This window comes from Chitinophaga oryziterrae (genome assembly GCF_009758125.1).
GTDB lineage: Bacteria > Bacteroidota > Bacteroidia > Chitinophagales > Chitinophagaceae > Chitinophaga > Chitinophaga oryziterrae.
In genome coordinates this window covers 155422-173615 of record NZ_WRXO01000007.1, presented here as the reverse complement: position 1 = coordinate 173615, position 18194 = coordinate 155422, and the positions used below count along the sequence as shown (strand labels likewise).

The following is an 18194-nucleotide window of genomic DNA, read 5'->3' as shown; positions in this document are numbered from 1 at the left end:
GATATTCACGTCAGATAAGGTGTATTTATCGATCAACAACACCTGTCGCAAAGATTATGTAATCAAACCGGGTCACTACCTGATGGGGGGATACTACTTCCCTGCTTTCTTGTTCAGCAAATCTTCCAGCTTCTTCAGTTTAGTGTTCCAGAATTTATCGAAGTGATCAATCCAGCCCTGCAGTTCATGAAAGCCTTCCTGCCGGAGGATACAATATCTTTCCCTGCCTATATCTTCTATAGCAATAAATCCTGCTGAATGTAATATTTTGATATGTTTTGATACCGCCGGCCGGCTCATATCAAAGTTCTCTGCCAGTGTGTTGATAGTGAGGCTGTCTTTTGATAACAGTTGCAGAATTTGTCTTCTGCTGGGATCTGCAATAGCCTGGAACGGGTCAGTGAGCGCTTGTTTCATGACTGTTTATAATACTGGTGAATCTGTTCTTTATGTTGGTACTCCAGCCTTTGTTCATGATGAGATAAGGAAGGTAGTTCCTCATGCCTTTAAAACCGGTTTGTTCCAGCAGGAGTTCTGTTCCGTTATCTGTAGGCGTGAGTGTCCAGGTTACAACAGAATCCAATGTAATTTTGCCCTTGCCGGGACCACCTCTCCACGAATAAGACAGCTTTTTCAGTGGTACTATTTCCAGTACCTCACAAAAGATGATGCCGTCAAAGCCAATCTTTACCCTGGGTTTTGCATTAAAGCGGAAACGATGACCTATTATTGGCTGGAAATCGTTTTCCATTAGCCACTGGGAAAGGATTTCCGGGTTTGTAAGGAACTCCCATACGGTTTGAGGAGGATGCTGGAAAAACCATTTCTGCCTGATATCCCTCTGCATAATGCGTAACTTTTTAGTTACACAAATGTATATGTAACTTTTTAGTTACGCAAGTTTAAATTTACCGTATCTCCTTTCTTCACATGATTATCCTGTGTTCTGATAGTGATCATCTTATCGGAGAGCATGATATCCAGTTCATAGTAACTACCGAAATACAGTACTTTATCTACCTTACCTTTTAATTCTCCCTTTTCAACTATCTTAAATCTTTCAGGTCTGATAAAGGCATTGTTAATGAGGTTATACCTGCCAAATAAGGCAGCCGTGTATTCATTCACCGGTTCATTATACACCTGTTGAGGACTGCCTCTCTGGATGATTTCCCCGTCCTGCATGATCAGCACTTCATCTGCCCATGAGAGGATATCCTGGGCATCGTGGGAAATGAGCATACAGGTGATTTCCAGTTTCTCTCCAAGATCGTAAATAACAGATTTTAAGATGTCTTTATGGATCATATCCAGATTGGAGAAGGGTTCATCCAGTAATAATAACCTGGGAGAAGTGATGAGTAGTTTAGCCAGTGCAATACGCTGTTTCTCTCCACCTGAAAGCTGATCATTCTTTCTTTTCATGAGCTGCGTGATCCTGCATACCTCATAGATCTTATCAGCATCCTCTTCTGATAATTTATTGGAATAGGCGAGTAATTCCTCTACCCTGTAGTGATTACGCAATTCAAAATGCTGAGACAGATAGGCAATACCGGGATGCCCGGGCAATAATACTTCTTCCGGCCCTTTTACCCGTACATTCTCAAATAACACCTCTCCCCCGTCTGCCTGCACCAGGCCGCCGATAATTTTCATCAGGGTACTTTTCCCTGAGCCGGTCTCTCCTGCTATGGCAACTTTCTGAAACTTCTTTTGTGTGAGGCTCGTATCCTTTAATATTAAAGCTCCCTGCTGTAGTTTCCTGACCCCTGATACCTGTAATAGACTCATATATTCTGAAAAATACTTATTTATACTTCAATAAGGTAGTGGCAATTGCTCTAAAGCATGCGTAAATTGCTGTAAAGGTATACACAAAGCGTATATAAATGATCTCTTTAGATGTATCCATGCTTCAGACAGGACGGAGACAGGAAGGAGGTATGCTTTAGCCATGCTTTATTTATCTTTGCCGGATGGAGTATTTCAAAAAGCTGCTTGATCTGATGAAGATGGAGCGGGAAGAGGACAGGGAATCTTACCGGCAAATCACCGAAACATCCTCTGTAGCAGATCGCAGGGCCAATGGACTTACCTGGTATCCTATTGCCATCAAAGACACGGAAATGAGCCGGGGCGATTACTTAACCGTTGAAGTAGAACGTACCACCCACCAGGATATTAATCACCAGTTGCGCTTTGGCGTATCTGCCGTGCTGTTCTCCAATCACGATCCGAAAAAAGACCGGGTAGAAGGCACTATCTCCTACCAGAGCGGGAATAAACTCAAAATCACCCTACGTACAGATGAGCTGCCGGAATGGTCCAGGGATGGTAAACTAGGCATAGATCTCCTCTTTGATGATAACAGCTACGACGAGATGCAAAACGCCCTTAAACAGGCAGATTCCATCAGTGAACAGAGCAGTCTGGTAAAGATCCTTACCGGCAGTAAAGCCCCCGGATTTCAGCCGGATATCCCCCCTTTTATCATTCCCAGACTGAATGCTTCCCAGCAGGAAGCCGTGAATAAAATACTGGCAGCCAATGAACTGGCTATTGTACACGGCCCTCCGGGTACCGGTAAAACCACTACCCTGGTACAGGCTATCAAAGCCCTCATCAAACAGGACCATAAACAGATTCTGGTAGTAGCGCCCAGCAATACCGCCGTGGACCTGCTTAGTGAAAAACTCTCTGATGAAGGACTGAACGTATTACGCGTGGGTAACCCTGCCCGTGTGTCTGAAAGGTTAATGTCCCTTACCCTGGACAGTAAAATGGCCGAACATAACAGCATGAAGGAAATCAGGAAGCTGAAGAAACAGGCCAATGAGTTCAGGGACATGGCGCATAAATACAAACGGAGCTTTGGAAAAGCAGAACGGGACCAGCGTAAAGCGCTCTTCGATGAGGCCCGCAGCATCATGAAATCTGTGGAAAACACCGAACAGTATATTATCGACGACATACTTACCAAAGCACAGGTGATCGCAGCTACCCTCGTAGGCGCCAATCACTATACCGTGCGGAAACTGAAATACCATACCGTAGTGATAGATGAAGCAGGACAAGCCCTCGAACCAGCCTGCTGGATACCTATCCTGAAAGCACAGAAAGTAGTATTGGCGGGAGATCATTGTCAGTTATCCCCTACCATCAAATCAAATGAAGCTGCCAGGAACGGACTCAGTACCACCTTACTGGAAAAGTGTGTAGCTCTTCATCCTGAAGCTGTTACATTACTGGAAGAACAATACCGCATGAATAAAATGATCATGGGTTATTCTTCTGCTATCTTCTACAATGATCAGTTAAAAGCGCATGCCTCCGTAGCAGATCATGTGCTCTTTACAGATGATATCCCCCTTGCATTTATTGATACCGCAGGCTGTGGCTTTGATGAAAAAACAGAAGGCACCAGTACCACTAATCCGGAAGAAGCCGCGTTTTTATTCAAACATTTAACACAACTTGTCGCTGAACTCGCCCCGCATTATCAACCGGAGCACTTCCCCAGTATTGCGGTTATCTCTCCCTATAAACAACAGATTTATTTACTGAAAGAACAACTGCTGCATAGCCCTGTTTTACAGGCGTATGGAAATAAGATCTCTGTGAATACCATAGACAGTTTCCAGGGACAGGAGCGCGATATCGTGTACATCAGCATGACGCGTAGTAATACAGAAAGTAAGATCGGTTTCCTCTCGGATATCCGTCGTATGAACGTGGCGATGACAAGGGCCAGAAAAAAACTGGTAGTGATCGGAGATAGCGGAACGCTTTCTCAATTACCTTTTTACGCAGATTTCATTACCTATGCGGAGAAAAGAGATGCCTATAAAAGCGCCTGGGAATTCGTAGACACCTAAGGACAGTTAATTCATTTATTCTTTTTAAATTTCTGAGGTAATCAAAATTCCCTTATGAAAACCTATGCCCGGTAGTTCACGTTGAAGCCTATACCTCCTTTCTCATAACCATCAACCCTCAAATTTCAAACCAATGAAACACACAACACTTGTAAGGAATTACTTGTTCCTGTTGATCTGTATGTTGTCGGGGATCCACCTCGCCAGTGCCCAGGTGGTACTTTACACAGACGTCAATAATGTAGGAACTGCCGTGTCGTTCCCCGTCGGTAATTACAGGCTCGCAGATATGAATGCGGCCGGATTCCCGGATGACGCCGTATCTTCCTTTACCATCCCCTCCGGGTACCAGGTAACCTTTTATGCGGATGACAATTTCACCGGAAAAAGTTTCTCTGCTACGGCATCCTCATCATGGATCGGCGCCGAATGGAATGACCAGGTCACTTCTTTTATCGTCAGCCTTGTTCCACCTTCCACAGGAACGGCTAACTGGATCTGGTCTTCCGACGCAGGCCCCGCCAATACCTGGATCGCTTTTCGTAAAAAGGTGACTTTATCCGCGAAACCGGCTACTACCATCACTAAAATTGCAGCGGAGAATAAGTACTGGCTGTATGTAAATAACCAGCTGGTAGTGAAAGACGGAGGGCTGGATATTCGTCCGGACCTGGTGAACACCTATTATGATGAAGTAGACATTGCGCCCTATCTGCAGGCAGGTGAGAATACCATTGCAGTACTGGTATGGTATAAAGGCGGTCAGAATGGTTACACAGAGCGGGCTGTGGGTAATGGCGGCTTATTATTTGATGCGGGTTCCGTACTGGTGTCTGACGATACCTGGAAGTATAAAGTGCATCCTTCCTTTGGTGCTACTACACAGTTAATTCTGAACGGACAGGATTATAAGTGGATCGCATTCCCTGTTTCCTATAACGCCGCTAATGAACTGAGCGGCTGGACTACAGCAGCCTATAATGATGCATCCTGGACCGCTGCCGTGAAGAAGGGGCTCCCTCCTGTTGCTCCATGGAACAGACTTGTACCTCGCGGTATTCCTTTCTGGAAAGAATATGATCTCAGCAATTATCAGAACCAGTCCTCTCTGCCAACAAGCATCAGCGCGGATGGTACTATTACCGGCACTGTAGGGATCAATATTCAGTTACGTCCTTACCTGCATGTAAATGCACCTGCCGGTGTGAAGATTAAAATAGTAGTGAACAGGCATTACTGGCAGGAATATATCACCAAAGCAGGTGATCAGGAATTTGAATGTCTGCCCTGGCAGAATTCCAGTGATCATACGGTTCAATACCAGTTCTCCAATGTAACGGGTACGGTACAGGTCCTTGGACTGAAATACCGGGAAACCAGCTACAATACAACGGTTGTAGGCCAGTTCACTTCTTCAGATGCTGCTATGAATACATTGTGGACCAAAGCCAAAAATACGTCCAGGATATGTATGAGAGATCAGTTCTACGACTGCCCGGATCGTGAACGCGGTCAGTGGTGGGGAGATGTATCTGAACAAATCCTCTATTCACTTTATACCTATGATACCAGTGTAAGCAAACTACCCCGCAAGGCTTTCCGGGAACTGATGAATACACAAAAGGGAAACGGGTCTTTGTATACGACCGCTCCCGGTACCAGCTTTCACCTCCCGGACCAGAACCTCGCGGCAGTCGCTATGCTCTGGAAATACTACATGTATACAGGAGATAAAGCCTTGATGCAGGAACTCTATCCACAGTTGAAAAAATATATCCAGTTCTGTGTGGCCAGTTGTAACAGCGATGGAATGCTGGTACTGCAAGGTGATGCCTGGAACTGGATAGACTGGGGGACTAATATGGGTTCTATGGATATTGGCAATGCTAATACCATCTTCAATGCCCTTTATATTAATGTCCTTGAAACTGCTGTCAATACCGCAGACCTGTTAGGACAATCTGCTGATAAGGCTTACTATCAGGGCTTACAGACCAAAGTAAAAAACAACTTTAATAATTATTTCTGGAACAGCACTGCCAGGGCTTATGTATTCCATAATCAGAACGGTACAAAATCCGCTGTTATGGATGACAGGAGTAATGCCTGGGCATTACTGGCCGGAGTTACAGATGAATCACAAAAAGCAGCAGTATTAGGTGTACTGAAAAACAGGTATGATGCAGGTCCTTACCAGGAGATGTACATAGAACAGGCGCTCTTCCAACTGGATGGTAAAGAAGCCGTAAACAGGATGAAAAGCCGGTATGCAGGCATGATCAACAGCTGGTCATCAACCCTGTGGGAAGACTTTACTGAAAGTAACAACAATACAGGTTACAGCAGTAATGATCATGCATGGTCTGCCGGACCGCTATACCTGATGAGCGCTTACCTCTTAGGTATCAGACCCACACAGGCAGCCTTTACAGAATTTACTTTCTTACCGCAGCATGGAGGTTTAACAACTTTCTCAGGCACTGTACCTACTGTAAAAGGCAATATCACTGCTTCTTTCACCAACAATACGACCAGCTTTACACAAACGCTGTCTTCTCCTTCGGGCAGTACAGCTATTGTAGGCATTCCTAAAGATGTATTCTCTACCCTTACCTCTGAAATACAGGTAGGTACGACTACTGTATGGAGAAACGGTACCAGTGTAGGCAATGTTTCCGGCGTTACTTTCTACCAGGAAGATGATAAATACGTACAGTTTAAAGTAACAGCCGGTACATGGCAATTCACCGCCTTACCACGTAGTACGAATAATCCTGTTATTACGTATAGTGATTGTGGGTATAGTGGTAACCCGGTAAGTTTAGGCTTAGGTGATTATACCCTTACACAAATGAAAGCATTAGGGATTAAGGATGATGATATCTCTTCTTTGTCTGTAGCAGAAGGATATAAAATCATTTTATATGCCGATGATAATTTCACAGGTACAACATTGGAGATTACTGCTAATAACACCTGTATAGCCACTACTGCTTTACAGGATAAAACAACATCTATACGTGTTCGTCCTAATGGTATTACCAATTTAGCCGGTACTTATTTCCTGAAAAACAGGGCCAGCGGATTGATGATGGATGTGAACCAGGCTTCTACTGATGATGGTGCCAGCATCATCCATTCAGAGTACAATGGTAACAATAACCAGAAGTTCACCTTCACACATCTGGGAGATGGTAATTATAAGATTCTCGCAGTGCATAGTGGTAAATCGCTGGATGTAAATGGTCTTTCTCTCGATAATGGAGCCAATGTGATCCAGTACCCTTACCATGATCCCGCACAGCCACATCAGAACTTTATAGTGGTGGCTACCGGTGACGGCTACTACAAACTGATCGCTTCACATAGTGCAAAAGTACTGGAAGTAACAGGTGTCAGTGGTGGCGGACTGGTACATCAATGGTCTAACACCAGTCAGGCCAACGGGCAGTGGAACTTCACTCCGGGTAATTTAGTACCGGGCACCGGTGATGGCCTTACCGGCAACTACTTCAACGGTATGAATTTCGAGACGCCGGTGTTCACCAGAAAGGATAATACCATTAATTTCAACTGGGGCGACGGTTCTCCTGACCCTGTTTTACAGGCGGATGCTTTCTCTGTAAGATGGACAGGACAGATTCAACCTAAATATTCTGAAACATATACATTCTACCTGACTTCAGATAACGGAAGAAGATTATGGATCAATAATCAGTTAGTGATTGACAAATGGATTGATGACTGGGGTACTACCTATTCCGGTACAATTACATTGACAGCAGGACAGAGATATGATATCAGAGTAGATTACTTTGAGGACTATGGCGGAGCGAATGCTAAACTGGAATGGGCCAGTGCTTCACAGATAAAAGAAGTAGTACCAAAGAACCAGCTATATAGTTCTGCGGTTGTAGCTGCGCCTGTAGTGGCTTATGCAGCGCCATTGGTATCTTCTTCTCCTTTATCACTGGGTATAGATCCTAATCCTTTCGCGAATAATGTTAACATCAGGGTCAATAATACGAAAGAGGATAAACTGCTTGTACGGGTGTATAATATATCCGGTACTGAGGTGCTTCCTTTAGAACGTATTAATAACGGTCAGCAGATCAATCTGTCTAAACTGCCGGCCGGTGTATATATTATTCAGGTAACGGTTGGGAAAGAGGTGATTAACCGGAAAGTGATTAAGTATTAATGTGAGCTTCTTTTAGTTTAAATAAAAATCCCCCCGGTTTAAGACAGGGGGGATTTTTATTTACCTTAACTATATCTGTCATTTCTCCAGGGATACGCCGTATTTGAATACCCTCTCTCTTCCCAGAATCCCAGTTTATTCTTTGACAGGAATTCTATCCTGTTAATCCACTTGGACCCTTTCCATGCGTATAACTGTGGAGTAATCATTCTTACGGGGCCACCATGATCGCGGTGTAAAGGTTGTCCATCTACAGTATGTACCAGCAGTACATCAGGTTTCAACGCTTCTTCCAGAGATACATTGGTCGTGTATTCATCATACCCGTAACACATGATATGTGTGGCCGTATCTTTTGGCAGTGCCAATGCTGCGAGGTCCAGCAGCCGCACTCCTTTCCAGTTCATATTCAGTTTAGACCAGGTCGTTACGCAATGAAAGTCTGAAGTATCTTCTGTTTGCGGTAAAGCCAGGAATTCCTGCCAGCTGAGTTCAACAGGATGTTCTACTTCCCCATCGATGACCAGCCGCCACTTTTCAAGGGAGATATCGGGCTGTATACCCAGGTCCAGTACCGGCCATTTATTGGTAATGGTTTGCCCTATGGGCACCTGTGGCATACCATGACGGTTAGGATTTCCTTTACCCATCGGCTTATTATCAGCAACCGAAGGCGTAAGGCTCATTTTATCTTCAAAGCGGGCTTTGAGTTTCATGCGGGCCTCTACTACCCTGTTTAGTTTTTCAGATCCTTCCATAACTACAATTTAATCATTCTATATCTCTTTTATTCTCACTAAGTAAAATATACAACATAAACCCCTATTCGTCAATTGCCATTGCAGGCTGCCAATACTAGTTTTGCATGCAACAATTTGATAAACCCGTACCCAAATAAAATCCAATAAAATGAAAAAGTTCAATCTGATCGCAGTCTTCTTTGTCTGCATGCTTATTGTAAATACAACTTTCGCCCAGGGAGTGAAAAACATCGTACTGGTGCATGGCGCTTTTGCTGATGGTTCCGGCTGGGAAGGGGTGTATAATATCCTTAGCAAGAAAGGTTACAATGTTACAGCCGTACAAAATCCGCTGACTTCCCTGGAAGATGATGTAGCCGCAGTAAACCGTGCTCTCGACAAACAGGAAGGCCCTGTTATACTGGTAGGTCATTCATGGGGTGGTGCTGTTATCACAGAAGCCGGAAATTCGCCTAAAGTGGTAGGACTGGTATATGTAGCTGCATTTCAGCCAGATGCCGGAGAATCGGCCTTAAAATGGGCAATGGACGCACCTCCTGCTCCTGAAAATGGCATTCTGAACCCGGATGCGGCAGGATTCCTCTACTACGACAAGGCCAAATTCCATGCAGGATTCTGTGCGGACGTCAGCAAAGAAAAGGCAGACTTTATGTTCGCTTCCCAGGGCCCTGTAGGCGCCAAAGGGTTCGGAACGCCTGTCAGTCAGGCTGCATGGAAAACAAAGCCATCCTGGGGCATTGTAGCCACCGCCGATAAAAGCATCAGTCCGGATACAGAAAGGAAGATGTACAAACGTTCCGGCACTAAGATCACTGAGTTGAATGGCAGTCATGTTATCTTCATCTCCAAACCTAAAGAAGTGGCAGCAGTTATTGAGACTGCGGCAAAAGAGGCTGACAAAAAGTAACTTAATTCCTGTTGCAACGGCATTTTGACGCAAAATAAGTTACGGCATGGCTATTGAGCATATATGGAAAAAAAATTATGAACTGGACAGATATCTTAAAACTCAGTCGTGACGGGAACCAGGCACCACCAAGAAGGGTAGAAAAAACAGAGCAGGAATGGAAAGCTATCCTCACACCTGATCAGTTCCGTATCACGCGCCTGAAAGGGACAGAAAGGCCCTTTTCCGGGGAACTCTGCAGTGCTTTCGGTCCGGGACGCTACTCCTGCGTTTGCTGTGGGAACCCGCTTTTTGACAGTGGTGAGAAATTTGAGTCCAATTCAGGCTGGCCCAGTTTTACCCAGCCAATAGCCGAAAATGCGATCTCCTATCATCAGGATACTGCCTATGGCATGGTAAGAATAGAAACCCTCTGTAGTGTATGTGATGCCCACCTGGGGCACGTATTCCCTGACGGTCCTGCTCCTTCCGGTCTGCGTTACTGCATGAACTCCGAAGCCCTGGTAAAACAGGAATCCGATAGTAAAGAAGCCAGCATTGTACTGGGCGGCGGTTGTTTCTGGTGTACAGAAGCCGTATTCCAGGAAGTGGAAGGCGTAACAAAAGTGGAAAGCGGTTATGCAAATGGAGCGCAGCCATCACCTACTTATGAACAGGTATGCACCGGTAAGACCGGTCATGCTGAAGTAGTAAAAGTGACCTACGATCCCGCTGTGATCTCTCTGGAAGATATCCTGGAGATCCATCTTACTACGCACAACCCTACTACGTTAAACAGACAGGGCGCAGATGTTGGTACACAATACCGTTCTGCGATCTTCTACAATAACGAACAGGAAAAAGCAACGATTGATAAAGTGGTAGCTGACGTAAAACAATCTTATGATGATCCGATTGTAACAGATATCCAGCCATTGGATACCTTCTATAAAGCAGAGGGTTATCATCAGAACTATTACCGTAACAATCCCGGTAACGGATATTGCGCAGCGGTTATCAATCCTAAATTATCAAAGTTCAGAAAGAAATATACCAGCAAATTAAAAGTATCATAAGAAAGGAATTATAACAGACCGGCTTTAGCTAATAACAAAAAGGGTGTCTCATATGGGATGCCCTTTTTGTTATTATACCATTCATATAATACAATGTGAGGGCAATATTCGAATCCCTCGCAGCCCCGCAAGGAAAATTTAAGCCTTCAAGTCATTGGACTTGAAGGCTTTTTTAGTTCGAAGGATTTCTTAGTAAAGGGATCCTTATTTTCGCAACTGATTTAATATCAGATATTACGTTGGTTCGAAATGGTGCATAAGCATTCGATATATGTAATTTTAATGGCTTCGGGTAGGCTAGTAAACATCATTAAAATAGATTCAAAAAAAATCAGCCATAAATTTTAAATATTCCGGTAAGTCTTTCTTCTAATTGCCGCTTCCATAAGATGAATTTTTTTTAGGATGGGAATACTCATGAAATATGCAAAATACTGGTTAGCAAAGCCAGTTATACTTAAGGGTGGTAAATACCGCCTTTAAGGTGTAAGGATCACTTTACTTCAGTATGAAGCCTTTATTTAGCAAAACCACAATCATGTAATTTTGCTGGTTGATAGCTGGGAACTTCGTTATCAAAGAAAAGTATTAATTTTGAGTGTCCAAAACCAGTGAATTTGCTCAGAACGTCCTTTAATGTATTCAGTAACCTACTGTAAAGCCGCAACCTTTTGCGTTACTCCCTTTACCAATTGCCTTGTTTTCGCAAGGGTAAGTAACAGGTTGTCATCGATGAGTATTTAATTGAATGAATTTATGCCCTATTAAAACTATACCATGAGAAAGGTATCCCTGTTCACTATTATTATAATTCTTATTAGTCTAAATAGCACAGCACAAACAGATATTCAGCGAGACCCTCGTGTTGATCCATTATTAAAGTTAGCTGCTGGTAGTCGCGCCGGGCTAACAATTTTTGGAAGAAGAGATGGAGAATCAACGAAATACGTAAATATGGCTGTGCTTGACCAAAATAGCAAGAAACTCAAATGGTTTACTTGTTACGGAGGGGTATTCGATTCTGCACAGTTATCAGATCATGAGTATAGGCAGATCGCTTCAAAAAGCCTTGACCCTTTTAATTTTTACAAAAATTACTGCTATCAGAATCTTTTCTACACAGAAAACGCTGAAATGCAATACCGTCTGCTTGGCAAAGAAGCATTAGAGGACACTTCTTATAATCTTCGGGCAGTATATACCAGCTCTCCTGTAAAATCAGTCCAAAGCACCTTACAAAAGCTAATGGTTATGGAGGGGTTTTTGAAAAGAGGATGTCTGCAATTATGTTTATTTGACTGTAAAATTTCTGGATCTTTAATTGGGAATGATAGTTTTATGATCCGGAAAAATCTCGCAGGTGCGATGGTCAGGAAAACAGATACTATCGAATATTATAATATTTACCCTTTTGCGGCGGCTGCTAAAATAGTGTTGAGTAAGCGTTCTCCGCAGAAGATGTTTGTATATAACCGAGAGGGGTTGGTTATTGATAGTGTATCATTAAAAGCAGGGAAATATGCATCCCTGATGGCGGAAAAGGAAGATGTATTTTTCTTATACAGAGGATGGCTGGAATTGCAATGGCAACAGGCACAGGAACATAAACAAGAGGGCATAAAGCTTTTGAATTCCAAAGCCGGAGTATATAATCAGACATCTTTTTTGGAGAACAGAGAGCAAATTCAGTATGCTGTAGTGAATTTGCAGCAATTACAAAATTCTATTGATGATAAGATCAGCAGTTTAATCGTACCGGAGCAAAAAGATGTTGAGCAATTATTGTTTGATCTTTATCGGGACCAGGAATCAGAAATAATCTATTTGGGGTCTATAGGTTTCGGCTACACGGTTTCGTATAAGCGCGGAAATAAGCGGTATGAGTTGACAGACCATCGGGGGAATGTATTGGCTACTGTTTCGGATAAGAAAGTGGGTGTTTCTGCCAATGGCAATACGATAGATCATTATGAAGCGGATATTGTTTCAGCGCAGGATTACTATCCTTTTGGCATGCAGATGCCGGGAAGAGGTTTTAATAGCAGTAAATACCGTTATGGATATAATGATAAGGAAAATGATAATGAGGTAAAGGGAGATGGTAATCAGCAGGATTATGGCATGCGGGTTTCTGATCCTCGATTGGGAAGATTTTTAAGTGTTGATCCTATAACTGCCAAATATCCCGAGTTAACACCTTATCAGTTCGCTAGTAATAGACCTATTGATGGCATAGATATGGATGGCTTAGAGTTTGTCAAAAAACCTAATCCTGAGGCAACGGCTTTATTTGTTACAAATATGGGATTAACGGAGTGGGCTGGTATGAATAATGCGGCTGTAGCAAATAGGAATATAGATGTCCTAAATGTTTCGACAATTAAAGACATGAATCACTATTTGAAAGGATATGATAAGAAGTACTCAAATATTATTTTTGCTGGTCACGGCGGCGTTTTTGGAGCTGCACAGGTAATTGGTACTACAAAATATCAGGAAAAGGATCTAATTACGAATAGCTCTTCGTTTGAAGCCCTTTCAAAAAATATTGCAAAGGATGGGAAAGTTATTCTTTTGGGTTGCTTTTGTGCAGCCCCCCAGAATAATGGAGATAATTTCATGAGAATTTTCTCAAATCTAGTTGATCATAATGTAATTGCTGATCAAGGTGAAAGCTGGCTAGGACCTAATACTTTCAAATGGGATCCTCTTGGAAAACCGCCCCTTCCACGTCCTGGTAGTTCACATCCTTTTTTTTATGATTGGGGTGTACAAAATGCAGGGAAATGGTCAGAGGCAAAACCGAATGGGGTAATTAATCCTAATATAGGCAACGTCAGATTAGATGATAAGGGTGCGCCACATACAGAGCCATATATCCCACCTTTGAAGCCGGCAGATAGTCCATTACCAACATGGCAATCAATTGTTCAATAGTTATGAAAAGAATAAGAAATATTAATGTGATATCGCTATTGCTGTTTGTTCTAGCATGCGGACCTGCATCTAATGAAGGAATCAATAGCAAATACAATGTTAAATATCCGGACTTTGGATTCTTTGATATTAAAGGTTCAAATGTAACTCCTGAATATCTGAATGGGCATTTAATCCGGTTGAAACATATTATAAATGGAAAACTGTACAGGATAGACACTATAATATATAATAATGAAACCAGCTTTTTTTTGCCTGAAGATGCTTTTGATAGCAAAGGTCATAATAATGAAAGAACTGTTAGGATTTCTGCTTGTATCTCAGATACATCCAAAACTTTTGTCTTTAAACAAAATGGATCAGGGTATTATTTGACCCTAATAGAGAGCAATTTGGGAGATTCATCTATAAAGGTTCAATTCTTGTTGAAGACAATTGGGTATAAAAAAATGAGCTCTAATGTGCTCGATTCGTTATCAAGTTTTAATCGGCATGTAACTCCTTACAATGAGTTTGTCGTCATTAAATATTATTATCGAGAGCAGCAATTATACTATCGTACCTTAGAAGGCAGTGATACATGGAGTGCATGGTCGCCTGATTATTATGAGTTGCAACATAGTTCTGGGTTTCTTTATTGGGATTTGGAATCTATAGAACAGAAAGAAAGTTTGATGTATATCACAAAGGACATGTAATTAAGCGTTATTCCAGTTTAGTACAAAAGAAAAAATTGCACTTCTAAAACAACGTTCTATCGCTATCTTTTTTAATTTAAGTTAGTATATACTGAAAGAGAGGAGGTCTATGAATTCTTACTCCTGTAATATACTCAGAAATTGGCAGATTTGGAGCAAATTTGCCACAAACAGGTTCCGGGTAGAGCGGTTCGTTACCTCCCCGCTCCCCCACAGGTAGGGTCGAGCAGTGGCGCATTAGACCGCAGTCAATGTTTCCACCACCCGCCACGTCAAACGCAGCGTGCGCATTTAACGCACTGCGCTTTCCTAATGACTTCTTATGAAAGTTTATTCGCCTATCGCGTTGGGGACACTTTCCGCGGGGATATATTAAAGTCGCTATAAATATTGTAGATAGCGTATAAACCCTTTGTACTCCATAAGTTCCAACCGAAGCCTTTCAATCTTTTGGCTTTCTTCAAATGACGACGGATTTTCCTGGTCAGCCAATCTTTTATATACCCAAACGTCTTACTGGAATGCCCTACCCGAAAGTACTGCACCCAACCTCTCAGTATTGGATTTATAATATCCCGAACGCGGGTTAATGGCTGTGATTCTAAACGCTTAAAGACATCCCGTATCTTTCCCATTAGGTTAAGTCTCGCTTGCATTTTGGGCTGATAATTTGCCCGCCATTTTCCAGTCAGCGATTTTACTTTCCTAAAATCAAATCCTAGAAACCCAAAACTTTCTCCTTTGTTTAGATCAAGGAACTTTGTCTTTTCTTCGTTTATCTCAACCTTTAATTTATTCAGTTCCTCAAAAAGGCGCTTTCTGATTCCTTCCCATAGCCAGTCATACCTTTGATGTTCATCTACAAGTATTACCGCATCATCTGCAAAACGGGTATATTCAATATGCGTATATTTTCCTTCCCTCGTTGCTTCTTTTGCTTTTTCAAGCATTTTATCAACTTCATTCAGGTAAATATTGCTTAGCAATGGAGATAGTCCAGATCCTTGTGGAACGCCTTCTTTCCCTCCTGCTTTTAGCATTTGTTTCAGAAGTCGGAGAATCTTTTCGTCGCTCACCCTTTCTGCTACTTTCCGCAATAATATGTGATGTTTTACCGTATCGAAGTAAGCACGTAAATCTAAATCTATTACTCTTGTTTTAGCATTTACTATTGCTTGTGCTACTCTTTCTATTGCTTGATGTGCTGTACGTTTTGGCCGGTAACCATAAGAGCCATCCTGAAAATCAGCTTCAAATACAGGTTCCAATATCAGCTTGGTTGCTACCTGCACTACACGATCGCGAATGTTAGCGATACCAAGCTTCCTGGTTTTGCCATTGGCCTTAGGTATTTCAACTATCCGGTTGCGCTGTGGTTGGTAACTGTCATTTATTAAATCCTCATGTATGTTCTGTAAGAACTGTTGTCTTCCGGTTTGTTCTATATCATCAAACGTTATTTTATCCAGTCCGTGTGCCCCGTTATTAGCTTTTGCTAATCGATAAGCCTCTTCCAACGTCTCCATCTTACAGATATGAACATACAATCCCCAAAAGCGATGTGACTTGTCAGCCTTGGCCTTAATATATATTTTCTTCCTCAGTTCCTGCAATGTGATAGACGTTTTTATCATTGTCGTCTTTGCCTCCCATTTTTGTTAGAAAATTGATCATTAGTAAGGGGACTTCGCTCCATTCCTATTAGAGAATTTCATCGCTACTATTCCCCTGTCCGACTCCCTTTCATCTTCGGTTCATTTCCTTATTATTAAGTTATAGAACCTACCTTTTTCCGGTCATTTCTTTCCGGGATGAGGAGGGTATCTCCAGTTGCGATACATATCCTTATTACCATGCTGTTGCTACCACCCCGCCAGCTGTGTCATTTCCCGTTTCAGTCAATTCGGAGAGACATACTGCCTTCGCTACACGGATATTAGCTCGGCCTGCTGGAATTATGCTCTTTCGAGGCTATCTATGCATTCACTTTCGTTACGGCCTGGTAATTTGCATAACCTGCTTTACAGATCACTTTTCAATGAGCTTCATGAAATTCATTTCTTCCTCCCATGTCATTTAGCTACAGAGCTTTGACTTTTACTCTGATGGGACTTGCACCCATTGGATATGTCCACCTTTGCTGGACGCACACCCGTGCGAGCAGATTTCCTGCACACGGTTCCTCTATTTACGGCTTCGCTAAAAGGTAGCTGTGATAGATTCTTGGTTGTACAAGAGGTATCCACTCAGTAGTCAGTTTCATGATCTTATCCCATGTCCAGACTCGTTTGCCTCCACGATGGTTTAACCATTTATGGAGTAGCCGTTTTGTCTGCATGAAGTAAGCGTTTAGTCGCCGACTATTAAATGTAATACCATAATAGGCATAATGGCCGCGTAGCTTTTGGTTTAGTTCCGTTATAAGCTCCGTTATAGGAAGCTTGTGTCTATAGAACTTAATCCAATCACTCAATCGCATCAAAGCCAAATTCAGTTTCTTACTGCTTGTTTTGCGTTTCAGGATAAGATTGCCTTTCCGACTTTTACTCATGTAATGGGTAAACCCTAGAAAGTCGAACGTTTTCTTTGGATGATTATCCTTTCCTTTTTCTTCGTCCAGATCTATCAATCTGGTCTTTTCAGGATGTAAGGTCAATCCAAATTTCCCTAGACGTTTCGGCAACACTTCCATAACTCGCAGCGCATCCTCCCTGTTAGTAAACCCTAACAGAAAGTCATCTGCAAAGCGAATGATAAAGCTGCTCCCTTTCAGTAATGGCTGGATTTGTTCTTTGAACCATGCATCCAGAACATAGTGCAGAAAAACGTTGCTGATCAACGGAGAGATACTACCACCCTGTGGCGTTCCCTCTGTTGGATATATCACCTGTCTGTTTTCCAATATGCCAGCCTTCAGCCATTTGTCTATCATTTTCCTTATCACGCCATCTTTTATCTTCAGGTCAAGGAACTCCCGCAGGTATTGGTGATTGATACTCCCAAAGTAGTTTTGCATATCAGCGTCTATGATGTAGCGCTTCCTATTTAAACTCACTTCTCTGGATAACGCTTCCAGTGCCTGGTGCTGAGATTTGCCTGGCCTAAACCCATATGAATGCTGATAGAATATTTCTTCATATATCGGGGTCAGGATTCTGGATACCGATGTCTGAAGTAGCTTATCTTCAACTGTAGGAAGACCTAGCGGCCTCAATTTCCCATCTCCTTTCGGTATAAATACCCTGCGGATATTGGGTGCGCGGTATGTACCGCTCTTGAAAGCCGATAATAGCTGTGGTATTCTTTCGTTTCTCTGTTGATGGTAGTCGATCCATTTTTCTGCATCTACTCCGCTTGCCCCTTTCTTATTCAGGGAATCGAAGCAGGCATTCAACAATCCAACATCAATAAACTCATGCAGGTTCGTCAGGGCTTCTCCCGGGTATTTCCTTACCCTTGCCGCTATCTGCATCTCTACTGTTAACACTTCTTTCATGTCTCTGGTACATTTAGTGTTGCTAAGATGCTAGTTCCGTAAACAGACATCCCCCTTCCTTAATAAGTGGCTTTCATAGAGCTGATTTCCCACCCTTCAAACAGTACTATGAGGATGCTAAGACTGCCTTCGTCCTTCTCTTTACCTTCGATTTCTCTCGGTTCAGATACCTCTCGATATCGTCTTTTCTTTGCGCATAATAAGGTGGCGATATAGACCCTGCACGCTTGGATTATTCTTGTTCGGTCAATCCATTATAAC

12 protein-coding genes are annotated in these 18194 nt (G+C 42.7%); 6 read left to right on the top strand and 6 right to left on the bottom strand.

Annotated features, from left to right (window positions below; translation table 11 throughout):
• Positions 1–93: 93 nt before the first annotated feature.
• Genes GO495_RS22280 through GO495_RS22270 form a run of 3 tightly spaced genes read right to left on the bottom strand, consistent with a single transcriptional unit; the run spans position 94 to position 1794 of the window.
• Positions 94–417 carry an ArsR/SmtB family transcription factor gene (locus tag GO495_RS22280; protein ID WP_157301951.1) on the bottom strand — a complete coding sequence of 108 codons (324 nt, stop codon included), beginning with the start codon at positions 415–417 and terminating at the stop codon, positions 94–96.
• Complete coding sequence (locus GO495_RS22275; RefSeq protein ID WP_157301950.1) at positions 398–847, bottom strand: SRPBCC family protein; 450 nt, start codon at positions 845–847, stop codon at positions 398–400. Before GO495_RS22275 ends, GO495_RS22280 begins: the two co-directional genes overlap by 20 nt.
• Positions 848–888: 41 nt before the next feature.
• On the bottom strand, positions 889–1794 hold the full coding sequence (locus GO495_RS22270; RefSeq protein ID WP_157301949.1) for an ABC transporter ATP-binding protein: 906 nt from the start codon (positions 1792–1794) through the stop codon (positions 889–891).
• Positions 1795–1979: 185 nt separating this feature from the next.
• Here GO495_RS22270 and GO495_RS22265 point away from each other — a divergent pair, with 185 nt between their 5' ends.
• Complete coding sequence (locus GO495_RS22265; RefSeq protein ID WP_157301948.1) at positions 1980–3878, top strand: AAA domain-containing protein; 1899 nt, start codon at positions 1980–1982, stop codon at positions 3876–3878.
• A 133-nt stretch (positions 3879–4011) separates the two neighbouring features.
• Entirely contained in the window at positions 4012–8079 is a 4068-nt protein-coding gene (locus GO495_RS22260; protein WP_157301947.1) for an alpha-L-rhamnosidase-related protein, read from the top strand.
• 65 nt (positions 8080–8144) lie between these two features.
• On the opposite strand, the gene GO495_RS22255 is transcribed toward GO495_RS22260, so the two are convergent.
• Positions 8145–8837, bottom strand: coding sequence for a molybdopterin-dependent oxidoreductase (locus tag GO495_RS22255; protein WP_157301946.1), 693 nt, complete (start codon positions 8835–8837; stop codon positions 8145–8147).
• A 151-nt stretch (positions 8838–8988) separates the two neighbouring features.
• On the opposite strand from GO495_RS22255, the gene GO495_RS22250 reads away from it, so the two are divergent.
• The 4 genes from GO495_RS22250 to GO495_RS22235 all read left to right on the top strand — a co-directional run bounded on the left by GO495_RS22250 (position 8989) and on the right by GO495_RS22235 (position 14437).
• The gene (locus GO495_RS22250; protein ID WP_157301945.1) at positions 8989–9747 is read left to right on the top strand and encodes an alpha/beta hydrolase; all 759 of its coding nucleotides are present in this window, start codon (positions 8989–8991) and stop codon (positions 9745–9747) included.
• Positions 9748–9824: 77 nt separating this feature from the next.
• Positions 9825–10802: a bifunctional methionine sulfoxide reductase B/A protein gene (locus GO495_RS22245; RefSeq protein ID WP_157301944.1), complete on the top strand. Its 978-nt coding sequence runs from the start codon at positions 9825–9827 to the stop codon at positions 10800–10802.
• Positions 10803–11579: 777 nt separating this feature from the next.
• Entirely contained in the window at positions 11580–13739 is a 2160-nt protein-coding gene (locus GO495_RS22240) for an RHS repeat domain-containing protein (protein ID WP_157301943.1), read from the top strand.
• A 2-nt stretch (positions 13740–13741) separates the two neighbouring features.
• Positions 13742–14437 carry a hypothetical protein gene (locus tag GO495_RS22235; RefSeq protein ID WP_157301942.1) on the top strand — a complete coding sequence of 232 codons (696 nt, stop codon included), beginning with the start codon at positions 13742–13744 and terminating at the stop codon, positions 14435–14437.
• A 338-nt stretch (positions 14438–14775) separates the two neighbouring features.
• On the opposite strand, the gene ltrA (GO495_RS22230) is transcribed toward GO495_RS22235, so the two are convergent.
• Together ltrA (GO495_RS22230) and ltrA (GO495_RS22225) are read right to left on the bottom strand one after the other, a co-directional pair.
• Positions 14776–15963: a group II intron reverse transcriptase/maturase gene (ltrA, locus tag GO495_RS22230; protein WP_205691303.1), complete on the bottom strand. Its 1188-nt coding sequence runs from the start codon at positions 15961–15963 to the stop codon at positions 14776–14778.
• A gap of 662 nt (positions 15964–16625) precedes the next feature.
• Entirely contained in the window at positions 16626–17933 is a 1308-nt protein-coding gene (gene ltrA / locus GO495_RS22225; RefSeq protein WP_157301940.1) for a group II intron reverse transcriptase/maturase, read from the bottom strand.
• Between the last annotated feature and the right edge of the window lie 261 nt (positions 17934–18194).

Coding starts and splice junctions, on each gene's coding strand:
- GO495_RS22235 (WP_157301942.1), top strand. CDS start 13,742: ATGAAAAGAATAAGAAATATTAATGTGATATCGCTATTGCTGTTTGTT.
- ltrA (WP_205691303.1), bottom strand. CDS start 15,963: ATGGAGACGTTGGAAGAGGCTTATCGATTAGCAAAAGCTAATAACGGG.
- GO495_RS22250 (WP_157301945.1), top strand. CDS start 8,989: ATGAAAAAGTTCAATCTGATCGCAGTCTTCTTTGTCTGCATGCTTATT.
- GO495_RS22245 (WP_157301944.1), top strand. CDS start 9,825: ATGAACTGGACAGATATCTTAAAACTCAGTCGTGACGGGAACCAGGCA.
- GO495_RS22260 (WP_157301947.1), top strand. CDS start 4,012: ATGAAACACACAACACTTGTAAGGAATTACTTGTTCCTGTTGATCTGT.
- GO495_RS22270 (WP_157301949.1), bottom strand. CDS start 1,794: ATGAGTCTATTACAGGTATCAGGGGTCAGGAAACTACAGCAGGGAGCT.
- GO495_RS22265 (WP_157301948.1), top strand. CDS start 1,980: ATGGAGTATTTCAAAAAGCTGCTTGATCTGATGAAGATGGAGCGGGAA.
- GO495_RS22275 (WP_157301950.1), bottom strand. CDS start 847: ATGCAGAGGGATATCAGGCAGAAATGGTTTTTCCAGCATCCTCCTCAA.
- GO495_RS22280 (WP_157301951.1), bottom strand. CDS start 417: ATGAAACAAGCGCTCACTGACCCGTTCCAGGCTATTGCAGATCCCAGC.
- GO495_RS22255 (WP_157301946.1), bottom strand. CDS start 8,837: ATGGAAGGATCTGAAAAACTAAACAGGGTAGTAGAGGCCCGCATGAAA.
- GO495_RS22240 (WP_157301943.1), top strand. CDS start 11,580: ATGAGAAAGGTATCCCTGTTCACTATTATTATAATTCTTATTAGTCTA.
- ltrA (WP_157301940.1), bottom strand. CDS start 17,933: ATGAAAGAAGTGTTAACAGTAGAGATGCAGATAGCGGCAAGGGTAAGG.